The sequence below is a fragment of the Archangium primigenium genome (assembly GCF_016904885.1).
Classification (GTDB): domain Bacteria; phylum Myxococcota; class Myxococcia; order Myxococcales; family Myxococcaceae; genus Cystobacter; species Cystobacter primigenius.
Window position 1 is genome coordinate 6,571,173 of sequence record NZ_JADWYI010000001.1, and the last position, 13,265, is coordinate 6,584,437.

Annotated in this window: 10 protein-coding genes; 2 read left to right on the top strand and 8 right to left on the bottom strand. The window is 68.4% G+C overall.

Annotation, left to right across the window (positions count from 1 at the left end; all coding sequences use genetic code 11):
• The first annotated feature begins 39 nt into the window (after nucleotides 1-39).
• A complete protein-coding gene (locus I3V78_RS26830; protein ID WP_204491365.1) occupies nucleotides 40-504 on the top strand; it encodes a hypothetical protein in 465 nt (154 codons plus the stop codon).
• A gap of 1 nt (nucleotide 505) precedes the next feature.
• Here I3V78_RS26830 and I3V78_RS26835 read toward each other — a convergent pair whose 3' ends face one another.
• From I3V78_RS26835 to I3V78_RS26860, 6 genes are all read right to left on the bottom strand, one after another.
• Nucleotides 506-2,518 carry an ArsA family ATPase gene (locus I3V78_RS26835; protein WP_204491367.1) on the bottom strand — a complete coding sequence of 671 codons (2,013 nt, stop codon included), beginning with the start codon at nucleotides 2,516-2,518 and terminating at the stop codon, nucleotides 506-508.
• Between the two features lie 358 nt (nucleotides 2,519-2,876).
• Entirely contained in the window at nucleotides 2,877-4,304 is a 1,428-nt protein-coding gene (nla6, locus tag I3V78_RS26840) for an enhancer binding protein Nla6 (RefSeq protein ID WP_204491369.1), read from the bottom strand.
• A 66-nt stretch (nucleotides 4,305-4,370) separates the two neighbouring features.
• Complete coding sequence (locus I3V78_RS26845) at nucleotides 4,371-5,054, bottom strand: histidine kinase dimerization/phospho-acceptor domain-containing protein (RefSeq protein ID WP_338023761.1); 684 nt, start codon at nucleotides 5,052-5,054, stop codon at nucleotides 4,371-4,373.
• 239 nt (nucleotides 5,055-5,293) lie between these two features.
• Entirely contained in the window at nucleotides 5,294-5,755 is a 462-nt protein-coding gene (locus I3V78_RS26850) for a deoxycytidylate deaminase (protein ID WP_204491372.1), read from the bottom strand.
• A 97-nt stretch (nucleotides 5,756-5,852) separates the two neighbouring features.
• Nucleotides 5,853-6,713: a S1 family peptidase gene (locus I3V78_RS26855; protein WP_204491374.1), complete on the bottom strand. Its 861-nt coding sequence runs from the start codon at nucleotides 6,711-6,713 to the stop codon at nucleotides 5,853-5,855.
• A 168-nt stretch (nucleotides 6,714-6,881) separates the two neighbouring features.
• Nucleotides 6,882-9,152, bottom strand: coding sequence for a serine protein kinase PrkA (locus I3V78_RS26860; protein WP_204491376.1), 2,271 nt, complete (start codon nucleotides 9,150-9,152; stop codon nucleotides 6,882-6,884).
• Between the two features lie 337 nt (nucleotides 9,153-9,489).
• Between I3V78_RS26860 and I3V78_RS26865 the strand changes: the two genes are divergently transcribed.
• Nucleotides 9,490-11,013: an Hsp70 family protein gene (locus tag I3V78_RS26865; RefSeq protein WP_204491378.1), complete on the top strand. Its 1,524-nt coding sequence runs from the start codon at nucleotides 9,490-9,492 to the stop codon at nucleotides 11,011-11,013.
• A gap of 100 nt (nucleotides 11,014-11,113) precedes the next feature.
• Here the strand turns inward: I3V78_RS26865 and clpX are convergent, their stop codons facing one another.
• Nucleotides 11,114-12,391 (bottom strand): ATP-dependent Clp protease ATP-binding subunit ClpX, encoded by a 1,278-nt coding sequence (clpX, locus tag I3V78_RS26870; RefSeq protein WP_204491380.1) that lies wholly within the window; start codon nucleotides 12,389-12,391, stop codon nucleotides 11,114-11,116.
• Between the two features lie 204 nt (nucleotides 12,392-12,595).
• Complete coding sequence (locus tag I3V78_RS26875) at nucleotides 12,596-13,228, bottom strand: hypothetical protein (protein ID WP_204491382.1); 633 nt, start codon at nucleotides 13,226-13,228, stop codon at nucleotides 12,596-12,598.
• Nucleotides 13,229-13,265 lie beyond the last annotated feature (37 nt).

Sequence of the window (13,265 nt, forward strand, 5' to 3'; positions counted from 1 at the left end):
AGCCCCTGCGCACCCTTCAATTCAGGGAGGTGCCGGGGGATGGTGAGACTCGAGGGTCGGCAGTGGGGGTTGGTGGCACTGGTGGCGTTGACGCCCTTCTTCTTCGCCTTCGTGCTGGCGGGCGCGATGCCGGAGCTGGTGGAGCCGGTGCTGGGCACGGTGCTCGGCGGCGCGAGCTGGACGCTGGCGGCGCTGCTGGGCCTGGTGGGCGCGGCGCTGTTCGCCGGGTGCCTGAGCACGCTGTCGGCGGCGTCCGGGGCCGAGGCCTCGCGCACGCGCCGGGCCCTGGATCTGACGGCCGCGTCGCTCGTGCCCGTGGCGCTCTGCCTCATTCCCGCGCTCTGCCTGCTCTTGTCGGGGCCGGTGCTCGCGCTGCGCCTGGAGCGCGGCACCGAGGTCGTCCGCGAGGAGCCGACGCGCTCGGCCCCTCAGCGGCTCATGGAAGGCCTGCTGTCGCAGCTGCCGCGGCTGCTCCCCGCGGTGAAGGGCCTGCAGCTGCGCTGACTCAGGCCGCCTTCGTCTTCGCGGTGGCGCTCAGGGCGTACCAGGCGGTCCGGAACGCCTTGAGCTCGCGCAGGCCCGCCGGGTGACGGCCGAGCGCCGGCGCCACGGTGACGGGCAGGCCGATCTGCTTCTCGATGACCTTGGCCGCGTTGAGCTCGTTCTTGCGCCGGTTCTCGCACTTGGGGCAGTCCGCCTTGGGCCCCACGCGGTTGACCAGCACGCGCTCCACCTGGAGCTTGCGCTCCTTGAGGTACTCCACCAGCCGCGCCGAGCGCTCGGTGGCCAGCTCCTCGCCGCGCGTCACCACCACGAAGCGCGACTCGGTGGGCGAGGCCAGGGCTTCCTCGAAGCGCTTGATGTGCTTGATGAAGCCGGCCATGTCGTCGGACAGCTCCCCGAGCCCCTTGGCCTTGTGCTTGGAGAGCACGGAGTGCAGGGCGCTGAACCAGCCCTTGGCGATGCCCGCCAGCTCCACCACCCGCAGGTTGGACACCATGGGGGCGCCGTCCACGACGATGCGCTTGAAGCGCTCCTGCACCAGGGCGTCCGTGAGGCAGGACAGGGCCGCCAGCTCGTCGATGCCCGGGGGCGCGGCGTCCAGGAGGTTGCGGAAGAGCAGCAGATCCACCGGCACGTCGTTGCCCGTCTTGGGCGCGCCCTCGAAGGCCTTCTCCGCCTTCTCCTTCCAGCGCTTGCGCAGGGCGGTGAACCAGCCCGGCACGTCCAGCTCGCGCGCGTAGAGGCCCTTGGTGCCCTTGACCTGCGTCTCCACGTCCGTGAGCCGGCTCTGCAGCACGTCCGAGAGCGAGTGCGCCGTGTCCGTGGAGATGAGGAGCACGGGCCCCTCCTTCTCGGTGAGCGTCACCGCCGCGGCGGCCGCGCACGAGCTCTTGCCCACGCCGCCCTGACCCACGAAGAAGATGAGCCGGGTGGGCGGCAGGGGCGGCGCCGCGATGGGCGGCATGGACGGGGCGCGCACCAGCGCGGGCGGGCCCTCGGCGGCGGCGAACTCCAGCGCCTTGGTCTCCTTGCCGCTCGCCCACTCCTGGGCGAAGGGCTTGAGCAGCTCCAGGCCCCGCGGCGCCACCTCGCGCTTGCAGACCAGGTGCACGGGGACGTTCTTGTCCAGCGCCTGGTACTTGCGCACGTGCGGGGCTTGCAGTCCCCGGCGGCCCTGGCAGGTGGGACAGCCTTCCCGGTCCTCGACCTGGTTGACCACCACCTCGACCACGGGGATGCCGCGCTCGCGCAGCTGGGTGAAATACATGCGCGTCTGGGCCTCGGGCACCGGCTCCGCCAGCGTCACCAGGTGGAAGGCCGAGCGCGCGCCGTCCTTGAGCAGCCCGAGCAGCTTCTCCGCCCGCGCGAGCTGCTCCTCGAGGAAGGCCTGCTCCTCGGACACGGCCGCCGCCTTCTTGCCCTTGCCGCCCGCGGCCCGGTCCCCGCCCGCCTTCACGATGCCCAGGAACTTGCGCAGCGCCACCGGCATGTCGAACAGCCGCAGCGTGTGGCTGGTGGGCGCCGTGTCCACGACGACGCGGTCGAACTCCCCCGACTCCACCAATTCCGCCACCTGCCAGAGCGCCAGCAATTCCTCCAGCCCGGGCGTGGCCTGGCTGTACAACTTTCCGAGCTCTTCCTCGGACAGGTGCGTGCCCTTCACCGCCGCCTTCTGCAGCGCGGGCAGGTACTTCTGCAGGAAGGGCTTGGCGAGCGCGGCCGGCTCCAGCTCCATGGCCCACAGCCCCGCCTCCCCCTTGCCCGCCTTGGCGCCCTTCTTGACCTTGGGCTCCGGCTTGGGCTCCGCGCCCTCCTCGGCGTCCACACGCGAGGGCCTGGCCGTCAGGGGCTTGCGCAACAGGTCCGACAGGGATCGCACTGGATCCAACGAGACGAGTAGAACCCGCTCCTTGGGCGCTTCATCCACCAGCCGCAGGGCGTATGCCGCCGCGAGCGTGGTCTTGCCCACCCCGCCCTTGCCGCCGAAGAAGTGAAGAACTCGCGCGTCGCTCATGAAAACGTGGCCTTCCTTGACGCCCCCAAGCGTGGCTGAACTCCGTCCACCGACCGGAGTGCCACGGAGGCAACACGCCGATCGTCTTCCCCGACTGGGGACAGACAACACCGGCTGCCTCGTGGGTTTGTGTGACCAGAAGGATCGCCCGCCGCGACCCCATGAGTCAAGCGGAGACGGGGTGCTCCCTCGCCCGTCCGACGCGCCGCATCATGTTTTCCCCTCGCGAGGGACATCCGCACCCAGAGCCGTCCCGCGGCCACCGGGCGTGAAACTTCCGCCCCCGCTCAAGCGACCTGACAGGTGGGCTCCCGGGGAGGAGCCGCCGAGGTAGCTTCCGGGGGCGGACGGCCCGGACTTAGCGGAACTCCGGATTGTTGCTGAGCAGCGAGCCGGCGGAGCCCGACAGGGTATTGCTCTCGTTCTTGCCCTGACGCGCCTCGGCCGCGTAGCGGTTGAGTTTGTTGTAGAGCGTCTTCTCGCTCACGCCGAGGATCTCCGCCGTGCGGGCCTTGTTGTTGCCATTGCGCTGCAGGCTGCCGAGGATGTACTCGCGCTCCACGGCGTCCAGCGACAGGCCGAAGGGCAGGCGGAAGGTGTGGCGCTCGGGGCTCTTGCCCGCCATGTCGGGGGGCAGGTGCTCGCGCATGATGAGCTCGCCGTCGCAGAGGATGACGGCGCGCTCCACGGCGTTGCGCAGCTCGCGGATGTTGCCCGGCCACTCGTGGTTCTTGAGCGTCTCCATGGCGTCCGGGTGCACGCCCGTGACGCGCTTGGCCGAGTCCCCGCGGAACTTCTCCACGAAGTGCTGCACCAGCATGGGCACGTCGTCCCGGCGCTCGCGCAGCGGCGGCAGGTGGATTTGAAAGACGTTGAGGCGGAAGTAGAGGTCCTCGCGGAAGCGCTTGGCCTCGATCTCCTTCTTGAGATCGCGGTTGGTGGCGCACAACACGCGCACGTCCACTTCCAGCTCCACCTTGCCACCCAGGCGGCGCAGGCGGCCCTCCTCGAGCACGCGCAGGAGCTTGGCCTGCAGCTCGATGGGAATCTCACCGAGCTCGTCCAGGAAGAGCGTGCCGCCGTGGGCGAGCTCGAACACGCCCGGCCGGCGCTGATCCGCGCCCGTGAAGGCGCCCTTCTCGTGGCCGAAGATCTCCGACTCGATGAGGGTGGCGGGGATGGAGGCGCAGTTGATGGCCACGAAGGGCTTGTCGCGCCGCTGCGACAGGTTGTGGATGGAGCGCGCCACCACTTCCTTGCCCGTGCCGGACTCGCCGGAGATGGCCACGCTCGCCTTGGAGGGGGCCACCTTCTCGATGAGCTCGAACACCTTGCGCATCACGCCCGACTGGCCGATGAAGTCCGAGGAGCCCAGCTGCTTGAGGCGCCGGCGCAGGCCCTGCACCTCGCGCATGGTCTCCTTCTTCTCCAGCGCCCGGTCGATGCAGACCTTGAGCCGCGCGGTGTCCAGCGGCTTGACGATGAAGTCGTAGGCGCCCTCGCGGATGGCCGCCACGGCGGCGTCGATGGTGCCGTGGCCCGTCAGCAGCACCACCGGGCAGTCCGGCAGCTCGTCGCGCAGCGTGCGCAGCAGCCCCAGGCCGTCCGTCTGCGGCATGGCCAGGTCCGACAGGACCACGTCCGGACGGAACTCACCCGCCTTGCGAAGCGCCTCGTTGGCGTCGAACGCGGTCTCCACCTTGTGACCCCAGGCGGTCAACATCTCCGCCAGCGCCTCACACGTATCGCGCTCGTCGTCCACCGCCAGAATTCGCGCGCTGCCCACGGGACCTCCAGACATCTCAACTGCTCGGGATGAAGAAAAGGGTTGGGAAAAAGTCGTCCGCCGCCCTCAGGCGAGCGGGAAAGTCATCCGGCATGTCCCGCCCCGAAGGTGCAGGTCCACGCCGAGTTGCGCACAGCGCAGCTCCAGGGCCGCCGACGCCTCCGCGGGGCCGTCCGCCCCGGGGGAAGCGTCCGCGTCCACCACCTCGAACACCGCCCGGGCGTCCTCGATCCGCACGCCCACCGTCACCTCGGCGCCCGCAGCCGAGCGGCCATAGCCGCGCACCAGCGCCTGCACCACGAGGAAGCCCAGCTCCCCGATGTCCGACAGCCGCGCCCTCACACCCGGCGTGAGCGTGGAGCGTACCTGCAGGCGGTTCTTGCGGCTCTCGTGGGAGAGCACATCCAGGGCGCGCGTGACGGTCTCCGTGAGGTCGGTGTCACCCGCCCCACCCGGGCGGCTCACGATGAACTCGGCGAAGCGCCGCAAAATGCCGTCCACGCGCTGGATCTGCTCGCGCATGGACTTGAGGTTCTTCTCTTGCGAGGGCGGCACCACGCCCGCCTCGCCCTTGAGCTTCTCCGTCAGCACTTCCAGGTGGATGGACAAGGCATTCAAGGGATTGCGCACGTCGTGCAGCAGGCTGTCCATCAGGGAGGGCACCGTGCTGTAGCGCGCGGCATCCACCACCGTGTCGGTCCCTTCGCGCACCGAGGGCGCGCCGCTGCTCGCAGCCATGGAGTTGATCACGCATGCTCCTGATGAGATTGGCGGGCGCCCGTGACTCCACCGCCCCGTCCACTCCCAGGATCTAGGGACTGGCGTATTTACCGTCAACCCTGAGCCGGTAATTCTTGCTGGACGGGAGGCATTCCAGGCTGAAACGTCTGCCACCCACCCAAACAACTGTTCATCCTCCGACGCTTTGTCGCGCGAACATCGGGAGTGCACGCGAGTTGCGTGTGCTGGAGGACACCGGGTGCCAGTAATTAACGTCCGGACGGTTGCTCTTCGGGGCCGGGACCCACGAGTTCGATGTCCAATCGGGAGGCGACCTCGAAGATGCGCGGATCCCGGTAGAACTCCCCGTAGACGATGCGCTGGACGCCCGTGTTGGCGATGAGCTTGAAGCACGGCCAGCAGGGGCTCGCCGTCGTGTAGAGCGTGGTGGGTTTGTCGCGCTCGCTGTCGATGCGCACGCCGTTCTTGGCCGCCTGGATGATGGCATTGGCCTCGGCATGGACCGTGGCCACGCAGTGGCCGTTCTCCATCATGTGGCCCACGTCCGAGCAGTGCGGCAGGCCGCGGATGGAGCCGTTGTAGCCGGTGGAGAGGATGGTCCGGTCCCGCACCAGCAGCGCCCCCACGTGCTTGCGATCACACGTGGCCCGGCTGGCCACCTGGCGGGCGATGTCCATGAAGTACTGATCCCACGCGCTGCGCTCGGCCATGTCTGCCTCCTCCCTGGCATGTACCGTGGAGGCTCGGCGTGTCGAGTTTTCCCGTCCGGCACCCGACAGTGCCGGACGGCGGACGTGGGGCGTCGTGCTAGCGGCTGGCGAGCGGCGCCGCGCCGAGCAGCCGACCGAAGCCGTGCTGGCCGAGGAAGGCGCGCACCTTGGCGGTGGGCGCGGCGAAGGTCTCGCCGGGCATGGGCACGTCGAAGCTGAAGTTCTGCTCGGCCACGGCGAAGCCCACCTTGGCGGTGCGGTAGCCCTCCACGATGGCGAGCAGCTTGCCGGACTCCAGGCTGAAGATGCCGCCGCCCGAGGCCCCGTAGCCGATGGGCGCGTCCGTCTTCACCATGCGCGGCTGCTTGTTCGTCTTGTCCCACTCCACCTGGGACAGCATGCCGCCGGACAGCGACAGCGCCCGGCCGTAGGGCGAGGCGGCCACCACCACGTCCTCGCCCAGCTCCAGCTCCGCGTCCGCGGCGAGCTGGGCCGGCGCGAGCTCCAGGCCCGCCACCCGCACGAGCGCCAGGTCCATGTCCGGCACCGAGCCCGTCGCCACCACGCTCGCCGTGTACTCGGTGGCGTCGCCCCGCGCGTCCACGATGACGAGCAGCCGCGGCGCCTCGAAGCCCTCCATGTCCACGGCGTGCGCGTTGGTGAGCACGTAGCTCACGGGCCCCTCGGGCGTGCGCTCGTTGCCGATGACCACGCCGGAGGCGGCGCTCCGCGCCTTGCCGCCCTCGAGCACCGACAGCCGCACGTTGTGCGGCAGGATGCGCCGCACCTGCTCCTTGCGCGTGGGCCGGGGCGCCACCGCCGCCGGCGCCGCGGTCACCGGGGCGGGCGTCTCGTGCTCCACCCTCGGGGAGGGCCTGGCCGCCTCGTGCGGGGTCGGCGTGGCCGCGCAGGACAGCATGGCGAGGAAGGCGGGCAGGCCGAGGGTGAAACGGGTCATCGAGGCTCCGGACGCGGGGGCAAGAGGACTTCAGGCAAGGGAACTTCGGAGGAGTGCTTCGGGCTTCAACATCACCGAAGCACCCATCATCCCCACGTCACGCGCTTTTCAGGAAGCATCGGGCCCGCGCGCCGCCCGCCCGTCCGCCTGCTCCCCGGGGAGCACGGCTCAGCCGTAGCGCTTCCGCATGAGGAAGAGGATGGCGTCCTTGGCGCAGTGCTCGCAGTAGCCGTAGCGCTCGCTCATGGCCTTCAGGGTGCTCTCCACCTGGGTCTGCTCGCGCGAGGACAGCGTGCCCCGGTCCTCGGAGAGGTACTTGAGCACGTTCTCCTTGTTGCGCCGCAAGACGCGCTTGCGCTCCTCGAAGTAGTGGTCGCGCAGGCGGCGGAAGAGGTCCGGGAAGATGCGCGGGTAGTCCATCTCCGCGTCCGGGTTGTCCAGCTTGTGCGCGCCGATCTGCGAGATGAGGCCCCGGCGGAACTCGCCCGGATCCTCGCCGCGCGGCATGACGATGGCCTCCATCTCCGCCATGCGCTGCTCGTCCACGCGCTCCATGGCCCCGGTGTGGCGGTTGCGGATCTTCTCGCCCTTGACCCAGTGGCTCACGTTGTAGACGTAGCGCTCGACCAGCTCGCGGTACTGGCCCTCGGAGACCAGGCCCATGCTCTCGCGCACCTCCTCGTCCACCCGGTCGAGGTACTCGGCCTGCACCGCGCGCACGAACTCCTCGTGGTCGTGGTAGCCGTCCACCACTTCCTGCAGGAGGAACTCGTAGACGCTCTTGTCCTTGCAGATGGCCTCGAGCTCCTCGATCACGGCGAGCGCGTGCAGGCACTTGTAGTCCGGGTGCTGGGCGGCGTTGAACAGCGCCGTCTTGATCTCCCGGGCGCTCGCGCCGCTGCGGCCCTCGTAGTTGGGGTAGGCGTCGGACTCCTCGTACAGGTCCGTGCGCAGCTTCCTGAGCTCCTTGCCGTGCGCGAGGCTGAGCCGGTCGGGCACCACGCCGTCCTCGTACAGGTGCATCTTCTCCACCGGCGTCACCTGATCGATGAGCTCCTTGACCTCGGGCGGGTAGCGGTCCGGGATGGGCTTCTTGAGGCGCGTGAGCACCGCCCACATGGCGGCCACCTGGGTGGCGTGCGGGGCCACGTGCTTGCCCACGGTGGTGGAGGTGATCTGCGCGTCGTACACCTGCTGCTCCTGCTTGTAGCGGCGCAGGTAGGGCACGCGCACCAGCTCGATGCGGCCCTTGAAGGACGCGAAGTCCGGCAGCTCCTTGAACGCCCCCAGGTGCTTCTCGTTGGACGAGGCGAGCAGCACCTCGTCCAGTTGCAGCACGAAGTGCTCGAGCGGCACCTGGGCCGTCTCCACGAAGCCCAGCAGGTACTTGAAGGCCTCCAGGGGGCGCTTGAGCAGGTCCGAGTACTCGATGACGCCGCGGTTGGCGTGCACGAGCGCGCCGTGGGGCTCGAACAGGGCCACGTTGTGCAGGGCCGGCGGCATGTTGAGCATCTGGGCGCGGTCGGCCGAGACCTGCTGGTACATGGCGTCCACGCTCATCTGCGGCTCCACCATCACCGTGCCCACCTGGTAGCGGCGCGAGATGTAGAAGCGCTCCACGCGCACGTGGCGGACGACCTGCATGAAGTCGCCCTTGTAGTTGGCCAGCAGCGCCGAGTAGATGCTGCGGCACTTGTGGCACAGCTCGCCGTGGCGCATGTAGTCGGAGACGACGAAGTCCCCGTCGGCGCCCTGCCCTTCCGGGGTCCCCTTCTTCTTGAGCGCGCCCTCCTTGAGCGCGCCCTCGATGAGGCGCTGGCGCTCGGCGGGGGGCAGCACGAAGAGCGGCGGGTCGCGCAGCTCGCACGGGATGCGCACGTCGATGGACTCCGCGTCCAGGTGCGCGAAGGAGGACAGGTCCTCCTCGCTCGTGGGCACGCGCTCGCCGCCAAAGCCGATGGAGCCCTTGACGAGCTTGGACGAGGGGAAGATCCAGCTGATGCGGTAGAGCGCCCCCTGGGGCTGGCGCGAGTAGTCCTCCATGCCCGTCTTGAGCGCGTTGACGAAGGTGGACTTCGCGCTGCCGTTGGGGCCGTGCATCATGATGAGCTTGTTGATGCGGCCGGCGCGGGTGAAGTTGCCCAGCATCCGGTAGACGGCGTTCTGCACCTCCTCCTGGCCGGCGACGCGGCCGTCACGGTCGCTGGAGGGCACGTCGAAGACCTTGAAGCGGCGCAGCTTGCCGGTGGGGTGCGACACCGTCTCGGTGCCGTAGTGGTCCATCACGTCGCGCAGGTACTGGGCGGCGTTGCGCGCCTGGGCCCGGGGGTCCGCCATGAAGAGCGCCAGGTACTCCTCGAAGGAGAGGATGGAGCGATTCTTGACGAAGTCGTCGGAGACCTGGGCGCCGACCTCCTGCAGGTATCGCTTGGCTTCCACGGGGTGACTCCTCTCGTGCGGTGGGTGGCCCCCGCCCGCGCTGCCCGGGGGGATTGCCTCCACGGAAACGCGGTGGCTGCCAGGACATTTCCTCCCGGCCCCCGGGAAGTCCAGGTCCCTTGTGCGCTTGTGTCCAGGGGCGTGCGGTCCGGGCGGGGGGGCCGCCGCCGGGGGCCCGGACCCCTCCCCGCGGGCGCTGGGGAGGGCCCCGGGGTGGACAGACCGGCGCCGTCGGGTATCACCGCGCTCGCGGCCCCCGTGAAGTTGCACTAACGTCGCCGCTTGATAAGCCGGGGCTTTCCGCTCCGCCTCGAGCCCCTTTCTCGGAGTCCCGCGCGTGAACAAGGATCCCATCATCGGCATCGACCTCGGCACGACCAATTCGTGCGCCGCGATCGTCGAGGACGGTGGGAACGTGAAGCTCATCCCCTACAAGGGCGGCGAGTACACCATTCCCTCGATCTTCGCGATCGACGACAAGGGCAACGAGCTCATCGGCTACGAGGCCAAGCGCCAGTGGCAGCTCAACCCCAAGAACACCATCTACGGCTCCAAGCGCCTGGTGGGCCGCACCTACCAGAGCGACGTGGTGGGGGCGATGAAGAAGGTCGTGGCGTACTCGGTGCGCCCCGGCAAGAAGAGCGACGTGGTGCTGGACGTGGGCAAGAAGGAATTCTCGCTCCAGGAGATCAGCGCCAAGATCCTCAACAAGATCCGCGACGTCGCGGCCAACTACCTCAAGACGCCCATCAAGCGCGCCGTGGTGACGGTGCCCGCGTACTTCAACGACCGGCAGCGCCAGACGGTCAAGGAGGCGGGCAAGCTCATCGACCTGGAGGTGGTGCGCATCATCAACGAGCCCACCGCGGCGGCGCTCGCCTACGGCGCGGGCAAGAGCGTCAACAAGAAGGTGCTCGTCTACGATCTGGGCGGCGGCACCTTCGACGTGTCCATCATCGAGATCCGCGACCGGGTCTTCGAGGTGAAGGCCACGGGCGGTGACGTGTTCCTGGGCGGCATCGACTTCGACAACGCCATCATCCACCACGTGCTCAAGGACTTCGCGTCCAAGGCGGGCATCGACCTGGCCACGGATCCGGTGGCCATGCAGCGCATCAAGGACCTGGCCGAGCGCACGAAGATCGATCTGTCCGCGCGCGACGACGTGCAGTTCAACATCCCCTTCATCACGATGACGGCCCAGGGCCAGCCGCTGAACATCGAGATGAAGTTCACGCGCAAGATGCTGGAGCAGCTGACCAACCACCTGGTGGACCGCACCCTGCAGATGGTGGCGCGGGTGCTGGTGGACTCGGGGCTGTCCACCAAGGACATCGACGAGGTGCTGCTGGTGGGCGGCCAGACGCGCATGCCCGTGGTGCAGGACCGACTCACCAAGTTCTTCGGCAAGACGCCGAGCAAGGGCGTGCACCCGGACGAGGCCGTGGCGGTGGGCGCGGCGCTCTACGCCAAGTCGCTCGAGGACAATTCCAGCCTGCGGCTGCAGCTCTTGGACGTCATCCCCATGGCCATCGGCCTGGAGCGCGCGGGCGGGGCCTTCCACACCGTCTTCCCGCGCAACGCCCCCATCCCCAACGCCAAGCAGTTGGTGGCCACCACGAGCATGGACAACCAGACCGAGCTGGCCATGCGCATCTTCCAGGGCGACAACGAGCAGGTGGCCAAGAACGATCTGCTCGGCGAGTTCACCTTCTCCGGCATCCGCCAGGCCAAGGCCGGCGCGGTGCAGGTGGAGATCACCTTCGACGTGAGCGTGGAGGGCATCCTCACCATGCGCGCGCGGGATCCCGCCACCGGCCGGGAGATGAACACCACGGTGCGGGTGAGCTCCGGCGGCTAGCCGCGGCGCCCGGGGGTCCGGCGGCAACGCCGGACCCGACAGAAGAGCCCCGAAGCGCGAAAGGGACGGCCTCGGGTGGAGGACCGTCCCTTCGCTGCTTTCAGGCCGACTTCTTTTCCTTCTCCATCACCAGCTGGGGAGGCTCGTGCTTGGTGACCACCGTCTCGGTGATCTTGCACTCCTTGACCCCATCCCGGTACGGCACGTCGTACATGATCTCGAGCATCGCGTCCTCGAGGATGGCCCTCAGGCCACGGGCGCCGGAGTTGCGGCGCATGGCCTCGCGCGCGATGGCCTTGAGCGCTTCCTTGGTGAAGGTGAGCTTCACCTTCTCCATCTCGAAGAGCTTCTGGTACTGCTTGATGAGCGCGTTCTTCGGCTGGGTGAGGATCGTGATGAGATCCTCCTCCTTCAGGTCGTTGAGCGTGGCCACCATCGGCAGACGACCGATGAACTCCGGAATCATTCCGAACTTCATCAAGTCCTCGGGCTCCACCATGGCGAGCAGCTCGCCGACGCTGCGCTCCTCGCGATGGGTGATCTTCGCGCCGAAGCCCAGGCCCTTCTCGCCCACGCGGCGCTTGATGACGCCGTCGATGCCGTGGAAGGCACCGCCGCAGATGAAGAGGATGTTGGTCGTATCAACCTGCACGTACTCCTGCTGGTTGTACTTCTTGCCGCCGCGCGGGGTGACGTTGGCGCGCGTGCCCTCGATGATCTTGAGCAGGGCCTGCTGCACGCCCTCGCCGCCCACGTCGCGCGTGGCGCTCGGCGTGTCACCCTTGCGCGCGATCTTGTCGATCTCGTCGATGTAGACGATGCCGCGCGCCGCCTTCTCCACGTCGTAGTCGGCGTTGTGGAGCAGGTTCTGGATGATGTTCTCCACGTCCTCGCCCACGTAGCCGGCCTCGGTGAGGCTGGTGGCATCCGCGATGGTGAAGGGGACGTTGAGGAAGCGCGCGAGCGACTGGGCGAGCAGCGTCTTGCCGCTGCCGGTGGGGCCCACGAGCAGGATGTTGCTCTTGCTCAGCTCCACGTCCTCGGCACCCGAGGGCTTCATCCCCGGACGCGGACGGGCCGCGGGCTTCTTCTGGTAGATGCGCTTGTAGTGGTTGTACACCGCGACGGACAGGACCTTCTTGGCCTGGTCCTGACCGATCACGTAGTCGTCGAGGAACGCCTTGATCTCCATCGGCGTGGGCAGGCTGACCTGCGGCTTGCCCTCCTCGCGTTCGTTCTCGTCCGCGATGATGTCGTTACAGAGTTTGATGCACTCGTCGCAGATGTAGACAGTGGGCCCCGCGATGAGCTTGCGGACCTCCCGCTGCGACTTGCCGCAGAACGAGCAGGACAGGTTGACGTGGTGCTCCTTCTTCACTGCCGCCTCCGAGTTCACCGACTCCGGTCCCCCGGAGCCTACCTAGCCGACACCCTCACCACACCCAAGTCGCCCGGCTGCCCACGTCTCGGTCAACCGTCCGCCGAATATAGGCCCCCATTGCATCGACAGGAAGCCCATCCCAGGTGAGTCGTCCCCCGGGCTGTGCACCGGCGGACGAGGTCAGCGTTGAGTAACACTCGTTCAGGCATCATTCACGCCCGAAGCGCACTCCTCCAAATCTTCCGCGAGTGCGCTCGCCCGCTCGGCGATGGCGTGGGGAACTCGACGGCAGCCGGACACCTCGGCGGCCAGCTTGCGCGCCATCTGGGCCAATTTCCTCACCTGGAAGCTCTCCGGGGGGGGCTCGGGCGGCGGCCGGGGGAAGCGCTCCGTCACTTCTTTCTTGAGTTCACTGACAGGCTTGTCCGCGTCCCAGATACTGTCTCGCAGTGAACGGTACTCCTGGGGCGAGAGCTGACCGCGCTCCTCGGCGTCCGCCAGGACCTCGATGACCTCGAAGGGGGGGGCCTTCTGGGGGAACTCCGGCTGGGCGACTTCCTCGGCGTCCTCGTGGCGGGCCAGGAAGCTGAAGGAGCGCGTGAGCTTGAGCGCCGTCTGCTTCTTGATGTGCAGCTCCTTGAGGCAGTAGGCGTCGAAGGACGCGTGCCCCCAGGCCTCCCAGAGGTTCTCGTCCTTGACCTGCACGAGCAGCTTGCCCAGCTCGGCCCAGGTGGACTTGAAGCGCTTGGCGGCCACCAGCACGGTGTGGCGGAAGGTGCCCGGCGGCACCTGAGCCGCCTTCTTCTCGATGTCGGCTTCGGCTACAGAGAGCATGCACCCTGTATCCGTCAGGATGTGGGAGGGGGCAAAA